At 46.8% G+C, this 13,915-nt stretch carries 17 protein-coding genes and 1 pseudogene; 11 read left to right on the top strand and 7 right to left on the bottom strand.

Annotated elements, in window-relative coordinates; translation table 11 throughout:
• The first annotated feature begins 58 nt into the window (after positions 1 to 58).
• The 4 genes from KNP99_RS02065 to KNP99_RS02050 all read left to right on the top strand — a co-directional run bounded on the left by KNP99_RS02065 (position 59) and on the right by KNP99_RS02050 (position 3,042).
• A complete protein-coding gene (locus tag KNP99_RS02065; RefSeq protein WP_239456888.1) occupies positions 59 to 802 on the top strand; it encodes an alpha/beta hydrolase in 744 nt (247 codons plus the stop codon).
• 192 nt (positions 803 to 994) lie between these two features.
• On the top strand, positions 995 to 1,429 hold the full coding sequence (locus tag KNP99_RS02060; RefSeq protein ID WP_088837071.1) for a MarR family winged helix-turn-helix transcriptional regulator: 435 nt from the start codon (positions 995 to 997) through the stop codon (positions 1,427 to 1,429).
• A 52-nt stretch (positions 1,430 to 1,481) separates the two neighbouring features.
• Positions 1,482 to 2,465: a ring-cleaving dioxygenase gene (locus tag KNP99_RS02055; protein WP_088837070.1), complete on the top strand. Its 984-nt coding sequence runs from the start codon at positions 1,482 to 1,484 to the stop codon at positions 2,463 to 2,465.
• Positions 2,466 to 2,499: 34 nt separating this feature from the next.
• Complete coding sequence (locus KNP99_RS02050) at positions 2,500 to 3,042, top strand: NADPH-dependent FMN reductase (RefSeq protein ID WP_088837069.1); 543 nt, start codon at positions 2,500 to 2,502, stop codon at positions 3,040 to 3,042.
• 144 nt (positions 3,043 to 3,186) lie between these two features.
• Here the strand turns inward: KNP99_RS02050 and KNP99_RS02045 are convergent, their stop codons facing one another.
• Positions 3,187 to 4,482 carry a globin-coupled sensor protein gene (locus tag KNP99_RS02045; protein WP_088837068.1) on the bottom strand — a complete coding sequence of 432 codons (1,296 nt, stop codon included), beginning with the start codon at positions 4,480 to 4,482 and terminating at the stop codon, positions 3,187 to 3,189.
• A gap of 228 nt (positions 4,483 to 4,710) precedes the next feature.
• Here KNP99_RS02045 and KNP99_RS02040 point away from each other — a divergent pair, with 228 nt between their 5' ends.
• Positions 4,711 to 5,364 carry a homing endonuclease associated repeat-containing protein gene (locus KNP99_RS02040; RefSeq protein WP_088837067.1) on the top strand — a complete coding sequence of 218 codons (654 nt, stop codon included), beginning with the start codon at positions 4,711 to 4,713 and terminating at the stop codon, positions 5,362 to 5,364.
• Positions 5,365 to 5,415: 51 nt separating this feature from the next.
• Here the strand turns inward: KNP99_RS02040 and KNP99_RS02035 are convergent, their stop codons facing one another.
• Both KNP99_RS02035 and KNP99_RS02030 read right to left on the bottom strand, forming a co-directional pair.
• The gene (locus KNP99_RS02035) at positions 5,416 to 5,931 is read right to left on the bottom strand and encodes an SRPBCC family protein (protein WP_239456887.1); all 516 of its coding nucleotides are present in this window, start codon (positions 5,929 to 5,931) and stop codon (positions 5,416 to 5,418) included.
• Positions 5,924 to 6,274 (bottom strand): ArsR/SmtB family transcription factor, encoded by a 351-nt coding sequence (locus KNP99_RS02030; RefSeq protein ID WP_088837065.1) that lies wholly within the window; start codon positions 6,272 to 6,274, stop codon positions 5,924 to 5,926. Before KNP99_RS02030 ends, KNP99_RS02035 begins: the two co-directional genes overlap by 8 nt.
• A gap of 147 nt (positions 6,275 to 6,421) precedes the next feature.
• Here KNP99_RS02030 and KNP99_RS02025 point away from each other — a divergent pair, with 147 nt between their 5' ends.
• Positions 6,422 to 7,279 carry a LysR family transcriptional regulator gene (locus tag KNP99_RS02025; protein WP_088837064.1) on the top strand — a complete coding sequence of 286 codons (858 nt, stop codon included), beginning with the start codon at positions 6,422 to 6,424 and terminating at the stop codon, positions 7,277 to 7,279.
• Between the two features lie 102 nt (positions 7,280 to 7,381).
• Here the strand turns inward: KNP99_RS02025 and KNP99_RS02020 are convergent, their stop codons facing one another.
• Positions 7,382 to 7,753 (bottom strand): YciI family protein, encoded by a 372-nt coding sequence (locus KNP99_RS02020; RefSeq protein ID WP_088837063.1) that lies wholly within the window; start codon positions 7,751 to 7,753, stop codon positions 7,382 to 7,384.
• A 230-nt stretch (positions 7,754 to 7,983) separates the two neighbouring features.
• Between KNP99_RS02020 and KNP99_RS02015 the strand changes: the two genes are divergently transcribed.
• A protein-coding gene (locus tag KNP99_RS02015; RefSeq protein ID WP_214845655.1) for an IS3 family transposase occupies positions 7,984 to 9,311 on the top strand; the annotation gives its coding sequence in 2 pieces (ribosomal slippage) (positions 7,984 to 8,353 and positions 8,353 to 9,311; 1,329 coding nt in all).
• 209 nt (positions 9,312 to 9,520) lie between these two features.
• On the opposite strand, the gene KNP99_RS02010 is transcribed toward KNP99_RS02015, so the two are convergent.
• Both KNP99_RS02010 and KNP99_RS02005 read right to left on the bottom strand, forming a co-directional pair.
• Positions 9,521 to 9,985: a GNAT family N-acetyltransferase gene (locus KNP99_RS02010; RefSeq protein ID WP_088837062.1), complete on the bottom strand. Its 465-nt coding sequence runs from the start codon at positions 9,983 to 9,985 to the stop codon at positions 9,521 to 9,523.
• Positions 9,986 to 10,001: 16 nt separating this feature from the next.
• Positions 10,002 to 10,439 (bottom strand): NUDIX domain-containing protein, encoded by a 438-nt coding sequence (locus KNP99_RS02005; protein WP_088837061.1) that lies wholly within the window; start codon positions 10,437 to 10,439, stop codon positions 10,002 to 10,004.
• 285 nt (positions 10,440 to 10,724) lie between these two features.
• Here KNP99_RS02005 and KNP99_RS02000 point away from each other — a divergent pair, with 285 nt between their 5' ends.
• Positions 10,725 to 11,408, top strand: coding sequence for an ABC transporter permease subunit (locus tag KNP99_RS02000; RefSeq protein ID WP_088837060.1), 684 nt, complete (start codon positions 10,725 to 10,727; stop codon positions 11,406 to 11,408).
• A 2-nt stretch (positions 11,409 to 11,410) separates the two neighbouring features.
• Positions 11,411 to 12,313, top strand: coding sequence for an ABC transporter ATP-binding protein (locus KNP99_RS01995; protein ID WP_088837059.1), 903 nt, complete (start codon positions 11,411 to 11,413; stop codon positions 12,311 to 12,313).
• Positions 12,314 to 12,434: 121 nt separating this feature from the next.
• Here the strand turns inward: KNP99_RS01995 and KNP99_RS01990 are convergent.
• A pseudogene (locus KNP99_RS01990) lies at positions 12,435 to 12,548 on the bottom strand (helix-turn-helix domain-containing protein); the annotation flags it as partial.
• A gap of 270 nt (positions 12,549 to 12,818) precedes the next feature.
• On the opposite strand from KNP99_RS01990, the gene KNP99_RS01985 reads away from it, so the two are divergent.
• Both KNP99_RS01985 and KNP99_RS01980 read left to right on the top strand, forming a co-directional pair.
• Positions 12,819 to 13,025 (top strand): helix-turn-helix transcriptional regulator, encoded by a 207-nt coding sequence (locus KNP99_RS01985; RefSeq protein ID WP_088838481.1) that lies wholly within the window; start codon positions 12,819 to 12,821, stop codon positions 13,023 to 13,025.
• Entirely contained in the window at positions 13,022 to 13,717 is a 696-nt protein-coding gene (locus KNP99_RS01980; RefSeq protein ID WP_088837058.1) for a DUF3169 family protein, read from the top strand. The genes KNP99_RS01985 and KNP99_RS01980 overlap by 4 nt, the downstream gene beginning before the upstream one ends.
• Positions 13,718 to 13,915: the final 198 nt, after the last annotated feature.

Raw genomic sequence — 13,915 nt, 5'->3', positions numbered from 1 at the left:
CGCAATCATGATTGGATTACCGTAAAATCAAATCGACACCTAGAAAGTGAGGCATCTTATGGTCATCAAACTATCACCGCTCAAACCCGTCTATTATGAAGGAGGTGAACGCGCCGTTCTCCTCTTACACTCGTTTACAAGTAGTCCGAACGACATGAAACCGCTCGGACGTTATTTGCAGCAAAATCAGTATTCGTGTTACACCCCGGTACTTAGTGGTCATAGTCTGCCGGCAGAAGACCTTCTGACCTATGGACCAGCCGACTGGTGGCAGGATGCACTCGACGCTTATCAACTGTTGCAGGACAAAGGATTTGAAAAAATCGCCGTCGTCGGTATTTCGCTTGGCGGTGTCCTTGCGTTAAAACTGGGACAGGAATTGCAGGTCAACGGTGTTGTAACACTGTCTGTGCCGATGTACAAGAAAGCCGGTTCCTTGCAAAAACGGCTGCTATATTATGCCCGACGCTATAAACAGATTGAAGGGAAAGAGGAGCAGCAAATCGAGTCAGAAATGGAAGCGCTCCGGCATCTCCCCGTTGATTCATTGGTCGATTTTGAACAGCTCGTCAACCAAACACGGGACAACTTGGTGCAAATCGATTCGCCGATTCGCATCCTGTACGGAGAATTAGACACGCCCCTGTACAAAGAAAGTGCCGAGGAGATTTTTAACCGCGTGGCGTCAGATCAAAAATCAATTAAGGGGTTTGCCCAATCAAAACACTTGATGACGTTAGGTCAGGACAGAAACGACATCAATGAAGAGATTCTTACCTTCTTAAACGAGCTGACGTGGTAGAAGACAGGCACGGAAAAGCAAGTTCAAATTGTTTTAAGGCACCCTGTACGCTACAGGATGCCTCTTTTTATATCGTCAGCATGCAGAGAATCAAACTAATTGACGACGTAATCAATAGATGTTATATTTATCTCGAATTAAAGATATTAGAATTACAGATATTCGAATTAAAGATAAATGGAGGTGAACGACATGGAACAGCCGAATCCGAACTTAAAAGCATTGACCGTCATGGTTCGGGCCGTCGATGCGCTTCATGAAGTCATCAAAAAGGATGTAGCCAAGTCTGGCTTGAATCCGACCGATTTTTCCGTACTCGAGTTGCTGTACCATAAAGGAAGGCAACCGATTCAACTGATCGGTAAAAAAGTCTTGATTACGAGCAGCAGCATCACCTATGTCATCAATAAGCTTGAAAAAAAGAATTACGTCGTCCGGCAGGCGTGTCCGACTGATCGGCGCGTGACATTTGCCGAACTGACCACAGAAGGCCGAGAATTAATGGACACGATTTTTCCGGAACATGAGAAAACAATCAATCAGGTGTTCGAAGGAATTGACCCGTCTGACATCGAAGCGTTGATTAACACCGCTAAAAAAGTCGGCTATCAGGCACAAAACCATTAATTTTTTTAATAGATATCTCGAATTCGAGATAATAATCAAAGGAGCGATTTTCATGAATGAATTAAAAGGAATCCACCACGTCACGGCGATCACAAGCAGTGCCGAGAAAAACTATGCGTTCTTCACAAATGTCTTAGGGATGCGTCTCGTCAAGAAGACCGTCAACCAGGATGACATTCAGACCTATCATCTATTTTTTGCCGACGACAAAGGGTCAGCCGGGACGGATATGACATTCTTTGATTTCCCCGGCATCCCAAAAGGAACACACGGTACAAATGAAATCTTTAAAACTGCTTTTCGCGTCCCGACGGATGCAGCGCTTGACTACTGGATTAAACGGTTTGATAAATATGACGTCAAGCATCGCGGCATCAAGGAACAGTTCGGGAAACAGACGCTCTCGTTCGTCGATTTCGACGACCAGCAGTACATGCTGATTTCAGACGAGTTGAACGAAGGCATCGCCTCCGGAACCCCGTGGCAAAACGGGCCCGTTCCATTAGAATTCGCGATTACCGGTTTAGGTCCGATTCACATCCGGATCGCGGAATTCGACCGGTTAAAAGACGTCTTGGAAAAAGCGATGCTGATGCGGGAAATCGATCAAGCCGGTTCCCTGCATTTGTTTGAAATGGGTCAAGGCGGAAACGGCGCCCAGGTCATCGTCGAGCATAACCTGTTACTGCCGAGTGGACGTCAAGGGTTCGGCACCGTCCACCACGTCGCGTTCCGCGTCGAAGACACGGCTGCCTTAACTGAATGGATCGAGCGGATGCAACAGTTACAATTCAACACATCCGGCTACGTCGACCGGTTCTTCTTCGAATCCCTGTATGCACGGGTCGCCCGCGGTGTCTTGTTCGAATGGGCGACAGACGGTCCCGGCTTCCTAGGCGATGAGCCGTACGAAACGGTCGGAGAAAAGTTATCCTTGCCACCATTCCTCGAATCCCAACGGCTACAGATTGAACAAATGGTCCGTCCGATTGATACCGTCCGAAGCACACGGACGATTGAAAAAGAATATCTTTAAGAAGGAAACACTACTTCAAGAGGAGGAAACGATCATGACAAAATTAAACATCGGCATCATCTTAGGCTCAACACGGGAAGGCCGTTTAAGTCCGCAGGTAGGCAGCTGGGTCAAACAACTGGCCGACCAACGCGGCGACGCCAACTATACGATCATCGACATCGCCGAGTACAAATTACCGCTGCTTGGTGAAAAGGACGGCGACGCAACAGGAGCAGCCGCCTGGTCTGAAGCAATTGCGGCGCAAGATGGGTTTGTCTTCATCACCCAGGAGTACAACCACTCAATCTCCGCTTCCTTAAAAAATGCCCTTGATTACCTCCGGGTCGAGTGGCATAACAAAGCGGCAGGGATCGTCTCCTACGGCTCAGTCGGCGGTGCGCGTGCGGCAGAACATTTGCGCGGCATCTTAGGTGAATTGATGGTTGCCGATGTCCGGGTCCACCCCGCTTTATCATTGTTCACGGATTTTGAAAATGGAGCTGTGTTAAAGGCGGCATCCGTCCAGGAAACTTCCGTGAACCAAATGCTTGACCAGGTCATCCCGTGGGCGACGGCCTTAAAAACGATTCGCTGAGCACCGCATCGTGGTTAAACACCTATGCAAGCGCACTAAAAAAGCGACTCCGGCACGATACCGAAGTCACCTGATTGCTACTCTTTTATAGACGTAAGGCGTAGTTCCGAAGCGGGAGCTACGCCTTTTAGTTCGCAACTTCCGTCATAACGTCGTTGCGACTTCCTGCAGGTCATCCGCCGTCTCGGCAATTGATTCTGCGACGGTCCGCATTCCTTCGATTGTGCCGGCGACATCCTGGGTATCGCTCGACAAGTCGACGAGTTGTTTTGAGACATGGATCGTCTGATTCGAAATCATCGTGAAGGCCGAGACGACACGCGCCATTTCATTCGTCGTCTGCGTGACTGACTGTTCCGTTCCCGCCATCTGACTCGAGACCGTCATCATTTTCGACGTGATTTCCTGCGCGATATCGGACGCTTCCGCGGCTGACCGTTTGCTTTCTTCCGCTAACTTGCGGATTTCCTGGGCAACGACGGTAAAACCGCGCCCCATCTCGCCGGCGCGTGCCGCTTCGATGGAAGCATTCAGACTCAATAAATTCGTCTGATCGGAAATTGCCGTTACCATCGCGGCGATCCGCTCGATTTCTTGCGACAAGAAGGCGAGCTGGGCGACCTGTTCCGTCGTCGCCTTCATGTCCGTGACGACGGCTTCGAAGCGTTGTGTCTCTGCTTCGACCAACTTGACACCATCTTCCGCCTCTTTGACGGCTTCTGCCAACTGACTTGAGATTTTCTCCGTCGTCATCGAAACGTTGTTCGCATGCCGCTCCATCTCCTGGAAACTTGCAGATGATTCTTCACTCATCGCCGCCAGTTCCTCGGTTGATTTTTGGACGGCGGCACCGACACGCTGTTTCGTCTCCAGCACACCTTGACGTTCCTCGTCGACAGTCGCTTCATACATCGTCAAAACGATTTGTTGTTCGAGATTGAATAACTTCCCGACAGAACGCAACATTTTCATCTTTTCGAGCTCCGGCCAAGTACTTCGTTCGACGTGTCCGCTAAAGACGTTTAATACATTCTGAAAAGCGGCGATGTACCACTTATTATGTAGGCCGATCTGAACATGACGCATGGCAATCCGTTGCCGTACCGCAATATAATCTGTCGTCACTTTACCTTCGAACATTTGTAAAATGTGCGTCGCAAGCGTCCCTTTTAACCGCTCAAGTGTCGAGTGCCGTTCAATCAGTTGCTTGAGTTCCGGCACACGGACGAGTTCTGCATAAAAGGCATCGACCATCTGTGGCATCCAGTCTTTAACGTCATCACGGATGACCCGGACGTTTTGTAAATCCTCGACCGTTAAATCAATCAATCGGAGTTGTTTCACTAAATCTGTCCCGAGTTCGAGCTCGACTTCGCTTGCGACCGACGCACGCGCTTTCTCAAAGTCGTTTCCTTGTCGGTTCGCTGACCACCATTTCATCATCCATTCCCCCAGTCATTCGTTCCCTCCCTACTATCGGTTCATTTTCCAGATATTAAACGCTTTCAACACACTTTTTTCTTTTCTAGAACAAAATCATATGGATGATCGGCTTATCGTAGTCGTTGATTAATTATTTCCTTATCTTACGGTTTTGTTAGTTAACGAACCCGTGACGAACTGCTACACTAGATTTAAGTTTTTCACCACTTTAAGGGAGACTCCGCTATGCGAAAGACCACTCACGCACTTCAACCCGATTTGACGGACTATCAAAAAATTATCCGCTTGATTCAAGGACTCCATCATATTCACCCAGAGCCGATGAGAGCAGCACATTATCAAAAGCTCGCTGCCTATCTTCCCTACCCGCCACTCGAAGAACTCGAACAGCGTTTTGACTCCTGGACGAATTTATTGCAGGAAGCGGGTGTTATCACGGAAGGACAACTGACACCGGCAGAACTGTCGACATTGAACCGACCAAAACCAGGAACAGGACCAAAAAAGCGCTGGACGGTGGAACAAAGCATCGCTCATTACGTCGAAACATACGGAACGCGCGTGACGATTAAACGCTATTCCGACTTACGCGAGACCGAGCGTCGCATGGTCAGCAGCAATACGATCATCCGCCATTACGGGACGTGGAAAAATGCGTTGGAACAGTTTGCTTTGTCCTCAAACGGCTGTTTTACGAACGAAGACTGTCTCAATGGATTACGGCAAGCCGCGGACGAACTAGGTGATCGTTTGACGAGTCAGACGTATGCACGGTGGGCGCGCGAACACCATGCGCCTTCATTAACATTATTGATTGAACGGTTTTCGAGTTGGCGGGAAGCCGTCCGGTATTATGAAGCTCATGATTTCGAAGCGTGACGACCGTAAAAAAAGGACCATCCCGCTCGAGGATCGTCCTTCTTCGACTTATCATGTGTTTACGTTGACAGCTAACCAGTGGTCAAGCCGTTCTAATTGTGACGTGAACCCTTCTTTCATTCCCATCTCAAGAACTTGACGGACGGCTTCCGCTGACCCGAAATCAGACCGGAAGATGACCCGCGTCTTTCCGTCAAGCGCTTCGAATGTCGTCTCATTTTCGCTTCCTGGTAAGGTTTCAGAAATCGTTCCTGCCTCGTCGGAAAAATAATCGGCATGGGCATAACGGACCGGGGCGTCGATACTCCGGAAGATTGCTTTCCCCCATGACTCCATCCCGTAAAAGTCTCCTTGTGCCGGATCCTGACACCGCATGCAGTAATGCCAAATGCCGTTCGGGACGAACTCGAACTGCTTGATTTCCGTCTCCCAGCCGGCTGGTCCCCACCATGCCTCGAGGTGATCTTTTTCTGTGAAAGCAGAAAAGACCAGGTCACGCGGTGCATCAAACGTCCACTCCATGATTAAGGTTGATCCGTCAAGCGTCGTTTTCAACTTTTCAGTCATCATCCGTCACTCCTTCAGTTGGTTTTTCCTGCAGCTCTAAAAGATACGATTCAAGGCGTAACATCCGTTCCTCGACTTGTTGTTCGAATGATTGGCTCCACGCCGTCAGCTTAAAAAAAGTTTCCGGACGCAAATGATAGATCCGCCGATTACCGAGCGGTTTTACCTGAACGATCTCAGCATCATGTAGCGTCCGCAAGTGCTTCGAGACTTGCGGTTGATTTAAACTCAATCGCTCCGCAATCTCTCCGACCGTCAACGGTCCCCGTTTCAACAAGTCGACGATCGCAAGACGGTTTGCGTCTGCTAAGGCGACGATGATCTGTAACATCGGTTCTGTCATGGCTGTCACCTCTTCTATATCTTCTATATACCCAAAAAGGAATATTCCAAAAGAGGAATATATAAATTTGAGCGAATTGATTGTCGCCACGAGCGGTTCTGCTGTATCGTCAATCACAGTGAACGACGAAGAAAGCGTGGGATTTCAATGAAAACGGAATGGTTGGAAGCATTTCAGATGACGGCTGAAACAAAAAGTTTGACGAAAGCGAGTGAGCTGTTACATCTGACACAACCGGCACTCAGTAAACAGATTAAGAATTTAGAACACGATCTCGGTACAAACGTCTTTCACCGCTCGGCGACGGGGGTCGCTTTGACGCCAGCCGGCGAAATCGTTTATGCTCAAGCCTTACAGATTTTGTCGCAACTGAGCGACATGCAACGGCAAATCGACCAATTGCAGGGTCAGGTTACGTTCACACTCGGGTCATGGCCGAGTGTCGCGATGTCCTACTTGCCGCAACACTTGGCGCTCCATCCGTCGGCAAACGGTCCGGAACTCAAAATCAAGACGGCCCATACGTATGTCGAATTGATGGCAGGACTCGAGCAACACCATTACGACGGTGTCCTGCTCGACGACCGGAAAATCGACCATCCGTATCCGTCGACGCATCTTTATACGGAACAGTTTTTACTCTATTTCCACCGTGAAGATGAACGGTTTACGGGGTGCGACGACGTCCGGTTCGACCAGATTGAGGCTGCTTCGTTTCTGTCGTTACCGACCGACTGCGACTCGACGAACATCTTAAAGGCGGCGTTCCAGGAGCGCGGTGCCACTTATACGGCTGCTTCCGAAATGGAGTTCGGGTCAAGCGTGCTCGGTTTCATCCGTGCTAAGCTCGGGATTGCCATCTTACCGGAGATTTTCCAGGACGGGCTTCCCCCGGAAATCCGGACATTGCCGATTACAGGGTTCGATGTCAAACGTGAATTATCGCTTCTGACGCGTGACGCGACGCATCACAAGACATTGCTCGGTTTGATTGGTCATGACTAAAACGGATGATCCACTATACGAAAACAAAGCTCGAGTTCCCGTTGTGCTTCGGGAAGTCGAGCTTTGTTTTTACATATAACCCGGCAAGTGGCTAATTTGACCTTAAGCATCCTTGACATCAAGCAGCGGCCGCACTTCCATCCGCCAGCCGTACTGTTCCGCTTCCGCAAGTTGCGTCGTCGGATGGAGCAGCGCCAAGTCGACGGCCTGCTCCAAATCATCCGCTTCAAAAAGGATCAGGCTGCCGATTTGCTCCGCTTTACGCGTATCCGGTCCATCCTGCCGTTCAATCTGACCACCTGACAATCTGGCTTGTTTCGTGTCCGCTCCCGGGTGCCACTCCTGCAAGACACGCGTCTGCTTAAAAAACTGTTCCAATGGTGGATTGCAGCGTTCCATGACGGCATCGAGCTCTTCTTGCGAGGACTGATTCATCTTTTCTGCATCGTAATAGCCGATGAATAGAAAGTACATCCAATCCCTCCTAGTTCTAAGGCTTTCCTGACACGTCGCTCTTTAAAAAAATACCCTGATTTCAGTTGACTTACTCGCTCAAGTCCCTTATTTAACAGAAAAACCCCTTGTCTCCCTGACTGAACTGAACCCTGAATGGTGGACACTTGATAAAAGACCCCATTCGGGGTTTTTTGTGTTTAAAGATATCGATATACTGTATCTATTCAATTTAGACGGGAGAATTATTCATGAACAGACGTACCTTCAATCCAGATCAAATCAGACAACTTGAAGCGAATCTTCACGTAGCCTCGGTATCAGATCGTACGATTCAATATAAAGGAGAATTTAAGATTCACGCTGTACGTGAGAATTTAGCTGGTAAGCGACCGATACAAATCTTTGAAGAAAGCGGCTTTGACCTGGACATGATCGGTAAGCGAACAACGAACGAAGCGTTGAAACGATGGCGGAAGACCTATCGCATTTATGGAGAAGAAGGACTCTTGAATGAGAGACGTGGAAAATCAAATCTTGGAGGTCGACCGAAAAAAGATGATTCCGTCGAACGACGCCTTGCGAAAGCTGAAGCACGAATCAAGTACCTCACAGCGGAGAACGAATTACTAAAAAAGCTCGACGCTCTCGAAAGAGAGGCGAAGTATCGAAACTAACCGCATCTGAGCGCTATCAGGCAATCAATATTGTCTTACGGAAGCAATCATCGGGCCGATTCGTGACGTATCTATGTACGCTCGCTGAAGTGAGCCGCAGTGGTTATTACGCCTGGCTCGCACGTACGGATAGTGTTTCCCTTCGGGAAGAACGCGACTATGCGGACTACCTACTTCTAAAACGTGTTCATGATCGTCACAAGGGAAAAATCGGCTATCGTGGTCTTTACATGGAGATGCTTGATCTTATTGGTGGACCGATGAATCATAAACGTATTTTGCGTATCATGAGGAAGTTTGGAATCGTGACGAAAATCCGTAGGCAGAACGCTTATCGTAAAATCGCTAAAGCGACATATGAACATAAGACTGTACCGAACCACTTGAACCGTCGGTTCGATCAAGATGAGCCTGGTAAGGTATTCGTCACAGACATCACTTATCTCCGTATTGGATCTGGTCAAACTGTTTATCTCTCTTGTGTGAAGGATGTCGCTACACGTGAAATTATGGCACATCATCTATCTACAAGCCTCCATATGGAACTAGTCCTTCATACAACGAATAAACTCGCAGAACGACTTCAAGGGAATATACACCCGGAAGCCATGATACATTCCGATCAAGGATTCCATTATACGCATCCTGCTTATCAAACACGCATCCGTGAGATGGGAATGCTTCAATCCATGTCCCGTAGAGGAAACTGCCTGGATAATGCCCCGATGGAATCGTTCTTTGGGCACTTGAAAGATTATGTCGATTATAAATTAGCATCTGACCTCGATGAGGTCTGTGCCATGGTCGATGCTTACATTGATTATTACAATAGCGAACGAAGACAATGGAAACTACAAAAGATGACTCCGGTACAATACCGAAGCCATCTCATAGCAGCTTAATACGTTAAGGGTGCTTTTATTAAACTGTCCAAACTCTAGGGCTCAGTTCAGACCGGAAACAAGGGGTTTCTTATTTAATGGTAATCTTGCGTAACAGATACAGCGCGTACACCATTGACAGAATCGCCATGACGAGCACCGCAATACGCAACAGTCCAAAAATGAAATTCAATTCTATATTATCCGTACCTACATCGTTCTTGCTTTCGTTAGTTGAGCGACTTCGCGACAACTTGCCGCGTTTTTTCAAAACCGATTCGCTCGTAAAAGACATCGACCCCGTCGTTGCTCATCCAGTAATCGAGTTCAACCTTATGTATTCCTTGCTCGCGTGCCCGCCGTTCAATGTCTTCGAGCAACAGGCGACCGTAGCCGTTCTGCTGTTTCGTATCCATGATACAGAGATGATGGACACGGACTTTCGCGTCAGCAAACTTAAATGCACTCTCAGCACGTCTGACGTACTCAATCCACGCGTAACCGATTGCTTCATCCTCCACTTCGAGGACCAGGAACTGATACAGCGCTTCCCCGGCGATTTTCGTAAAAAAAGCACGGACGGCATCAACGTCGTACGGCTTAAAATGATGCGGTTGCTGACGCACATGCGGCTCATGGACGTACCGGTTGAGTCGTGCCAGGACGTCGACGTCCGTTGTTTCGATGATTCGCATCGATTACACTCCCGTCTTAATGTGTGATTTGCCCATTGAAGATATACGGCACCGTTTGTTGTTTCGTCAAGATGTGTTCATACTCCGGCTCGAGCTGCATGTAGCGGACGGCGTCCGGAATCGCAACCCATGTGATGTCTTCGATTTCATCCGGGAAGACGGTGCCGATGACACCACCGACGATTTCCGATGTGAAAAAGAAGAACAGGCAGTGTTCGTCGACTTGCGGGAAAAACGCTTCACTGACGTGTAACAGGTCTCCGACTTCGACGTCAAAACCGGTCTCTTCCTTCGCTTCGCGAATCGCTGCTTCCGGTAAGGTTTCACCTGCTTCGACCGTCCCGCCCGGTAGCGTGTAGTACGAATACGACGGGCCGATGTTTTTGACCATCAACAGCTGATCCCGCGTCTCATTGAATAAGACATTATAGACGATATTTTTCCGTACAGTCATTCCTTACTCCCCCCCCATGGACAGATGGTATTTTTTAACTTACTTACTATAACATATTCCATTTCAAATACAGCAAGGAGTTATCACAAAACGATAAAAGGTAAATTATCCCTAATACATAATGCTTATGGTACACTTATTCCATCTAAAATCAGGGTGTTGCCTTATCTGATAATACACTGGTGCAAACTTCCTGTTTTATTACGGACGACTAATAAGGTGAGCTGATTTTTAATTTTTTATCACATCCTGCACCCACTAACTCTTACTTAGAAGGAGCAAGCTATGATTCCAATCATTCGAAATGAATTTTTCCAGACGTTTAAAAGTTTTAAGTCCGTCGCAATCGTCCTATTTTTTACGTTAACCTCCTTTTTGACTGCCACTTATCTCGCGAACCATCCAGAACTGTTAGGAGATGGAGGCAATGACTCGGCTTATACATCAAGCATCAAGTTTTCAATTTTCTTTTTAGGTTTTCTGTTCGTCTTCGCTGTCTCGCATGACATCGTGAATCGTGAGCTCGATGATCAAACGGTTCGCCTGCTTGTCAGCAAAACGTCCCGTTTCAACATCATCGCCGGTAAGTTTCTAGGATCATTTTTGTTTTGGGTTTGTTCGATTTCCATCAGTTTTTTTGTTGTAACACTCTATGCCAAGTCCACATTTTTTCTTGATTACCTGACTGTCATCACAGTCCTGTTCTTCATCACTTGCTTAAACGTCTTGTTGTCGACAGTTCTTACTCGGCCAGGCATGACGATGTTCGTCGGTATTCTATTGGGTGTTCTCTGTCCCGTCCTCGGGTTTTGGGCCGCTTTTTCGAACACCTGGTATTTGCTGTCCTTCAAGTATCTCTTACCGTATTATTATGTCGTCGCATCCGGCGGGTATCTCGTTGTTCCGTTTTTACTTGGTTTACTGTTTCTCGCAGCGTCATATTTCATGTTTAACAGAAGGGATTTGTAACGATGGTAGCAATTGAAGTGCGTGACTTACATAAGCAGTATGCGACAAAGGATGTCTTGAAAGGAATTCAACTCCGCGTCAAGCAAGGGGAAATCTTTGGTTTTTTAGGACGAAATGGCGCCGGCAAGTCGACGTTCATTCATATCTTGACCGGTATCACCCAGCCGACGCGTGGTTCGTTTACGATTTTAGGGGAAACGCATCACCACATGGATGCGATTAAACAGAAAATCGGTGTCATGCCGGATACGTCCAACCTCTACCAACACATGAAGGCACTTGATTTTTTGAAGTACATGGCGGCACTCAAAGGTGATAGAAGAAATACGACCAAGTTAAAAAAATTACTTGAACAAGTCGGGTTGCAGAATGTTGCCAAACAAAAAATTAAATCGTTTTCATTCGGAATGAAAAAGAAAATCAGCATTGCCCAAGCTCTACTCGGCAACCCGGAACTCCTTTTCCTCGATGAACCGACGTCTGGTCTTGATCCAGAATCCGCCATCGAAATTCAGCAGCTGATTGTCTCGTTAAAGGACCAAGGCAAGACAATTTTTCTGACATCGCATAATTTAACGGAAATCGAAAAGATTTGTGATACCGTCGCCATCATGACAAATGGTTTGATTGCAAAAATCGGGACAATCGCACAACTAAAACGCGTGGCGAACGAGACGATTCGTGTCCACCTTCGGACCAGTCCGTCACTTGACACGTCGATTTTACAGCATTGCAAAATAAACGACATCCGGTTCATCAAACATGAACAAGATTTTGCCGTTGTAGAAGTGAAAGAGGAAGAAGGTATTCCACTCTTGATTGAACAGTTGACGGCAGCGCGTATTAAAGTCTACGAAGTCAACATCGAAGCTATGTCTTTAGAAGATGTCTTCATGACGGTCTAGGAAACCCTCAACTTCTTACATGAAGGTGAGGGTTTATTTTTGTAATGATCTGTCTTTCTAATATCCTACGTCTTCATATTTATCCAATCCTTGATAGATTGTTGAACTACCTCCACCTACGCTTCGCTAAGAAGTGGTTGAAGACGAAGCGCGAACAACCGACGGTCTTCGCGATCAGGATTTCCTGCTCTTTTGTCGGGTATGTTCTGAATTTGCAGGCCTTGTGTGTCAACATGATGTTCACATCCTTACAAAGGATATACCCGAAAGAGAGGGTGGCGATTCATCTCCCACTTTCACTAGGGCTTCACCCGGATCGTTTAGAAGTGGGCGTATTCTCGCCTAATTTTGATAAAGATCACGCTTTAAGTAATCATGCATGATGGCTTTTCCAAGCATATAGTTGCTCTAGAAGGAATAAAAAACGACTAATCCCTTTGTCTTTTTGACTAATATCATTGTCATCAAGACGAGTATTGGTTATAATTCAAGTGAGGTGAAGGAAATGAAATCAAGATTAAAGGAACTACGGGCACGCCATGGATGGAATCAAACAGAATTGGCAAAACGCGCCAACATCTCACGTCAGACTGTTAGTTTGATTGAACGGGAGGAATTCATGCCGTCGCTCTTGATCGCTACTAAAATTGCCCTAGTTTTCGAGACGACAATCGAGAATATTTTTCAATTCGACGAGGAGGAATTACTGTGAAAAAAACTCTACAAATGATCGTACGGATACTTGTTGGTGGCACCATTGGATTTTTCGTAATGTATTGGATTATGAATAGTCCGCTTGAAGGACTCGCCTTCTCACACTACAGTTTCATCGTAAACGGTCTACTGCTTGTGATACTGGTAGGATTACTTCTGTTTTCGCTGATTCGTTATCGTCAAATTCAACGTCTTCTCAACCAGTCACTGACGGGTGATGCTGAAGATGTGGCAGACCAACAAATGTATCGCTGGTTCAGCGATGGTACGCTGAGTTTAAACTTAACCCTCCCAATCAGTCTTGCTCTAGTCAGCGTAAATTTAGTACTCGATCAACAACTCCCACTAGTTGTGATTGGAACCACTTTGATTGTTGTCGGATTGGTCGGTTCAATCCATTTTCAAACGCTTGTTCAGCAGATGTATCCGGAACGGAACCTTCCTGACGTCAGTGAAACGGATTACGGAATGAAACTCCTAGCGGCATCTGATGATGGTGAGAAACATATCATGCTCGAAGGACTTTATAAAACACATTCTGTTGTTAACATGATGTTGATTGTCGGAATCATCTTACTGCTCTTTTATTCCTTGTTGACGTCGACCTCTCAGTTATTCAGTATTTTCGTGATCACCTTGATCTTAATCGTCAGCAATACAAAATATTATTTTTCGATTCGAAATCGTTAAAAGGAAAGGAAAATCATCATGCCAAAAAATTATTGCTGTCGTTCTGACATCAATTTTTGTTTCTAGCGTCTTGACATATTGGTCCTATACACCGATGTCGGAACGAGCAGACGATACGTTGTATACATCAGCAAGCGAATTATTCATCTTTCAACGGATTTAAAGGTTTTTCTTCTGTCCGATTTACATTTATCTTAC

The organism is Exiguobacterium sp. s95, from assembly GCF_018618655.1.
GTDB classification, from domain to species: Bacteria; Bacillota; Bacilli; order Exiguobacteriales; family Exiguobacteriaceae; genus Exiguobacterium_A; species Exiguobacterium_A oxidotolerans.
This window is presented reverse-complemented; position numbering and strand designations above follow the sequence as displayed.

Bases quoted from the DNA above. Each gene is read 5' to 3' on its own strand.
- KNP99_RS02065 (WP_239456888.1), top strand. From the start codon at position 59: ATGGTCATCAAACTATCACCGCTCAAACCCGTCTATTATGAAGGAGGT.
- KNP99_RS02060 (WP_088837071.1), top strand. From the start codon at position 995: ATGGAACAGCCGAATCCGAACTTAAAAGCATTGACCGTCATGGTTCGG.
- KNP99_RS02055 (WP_088837070.1), top strand. From the start codon at position 1,482: ATGAATGAATTAAAAGGAATCCACCACGTCACGGCGATCACAAGCAGT.
- KNP99_RS02050 (WP_088837069.1), top strand. From the start codon at position 2,500: ATGACAAAATTAAACATCGGCATCATCTTAGGCTCAACACGGGAAGGC.
- KNP99_RS02045 (WP_088837068.1), bottom strand. From the start codon at position 4,482: ATGAAATGGTGGTCAGCGAACCGACAAGGAAACGACTTTGAGAAAGCG.
- KNP99_RS02040 (WP_088837067.1), top strand. From the start codon at position 4,711: ATGCGAAAGACCACTCACGCACTTCAACCCGATTTGACGGACTATCAA.
- KNP99_RS02035 (WP_239456887.1), bottom strand. From the start codon at position 5,931: ATGACTGAAAAGTTGAAAACGACGCTTGACGGATCAACCTTAATCATG.
- KNP99_RS02030 (WP_088837065.1), bottom strand. From the start codon at position 6,274: ATGACAGAACCGATGTTACAGATCATCGTCGCCTTAGCAGACGCAAAC.
- KNP99_RS02025 (WP_088837064.1), top strand. From the start codon at position 6,422: ATGAAAACGGAATGGTTGGAAGCATTTCAGATGACGGCTGAAACAAAA.
- KNP99_RS02020 (WP_088837063.1), bottom strand. From the start codon at position 7,753: ATGTACTTTCTATTCATCGGCTATTACGATGCAGAAAAGATGAATCAG.
- KNP99_RS02010 (WP_088837062.1), bottom strand. From the start codon at position 9,985: ATGCGAATCATCGAAACAACGGACGTCGACGTCCTGGCACGACTCAAC.
- KNP99_RS02005 (WP_088837061.1), bottom strand. From the start codon at position 10,439: ATGACTGTACGGAAAAATATCGTCTATAATGTCTTATTCAATGAGACG.
- KNP99_RS02000 (WP_088837060.1), top strand. From the start codon at position 10,725: ATGATTCCAATCATTCGAAATGAATTTTTCCAGACGTTTAAAAGTTTT.
- KNP99_RS01995 (WP_088837059.1), top strand. From the start codon at position 11,411: ATGGTAGCAATTGAAGTGCGTGACTTACATAAGCAGTATGCGACAAAG.
- KNP99_RS01985 (WP_088838481.1), top strand. From the start codon at position 12,819: ATGAAATCAAGATTAAAGGAACTACGGGCACGCCATGGATGGAATCAA.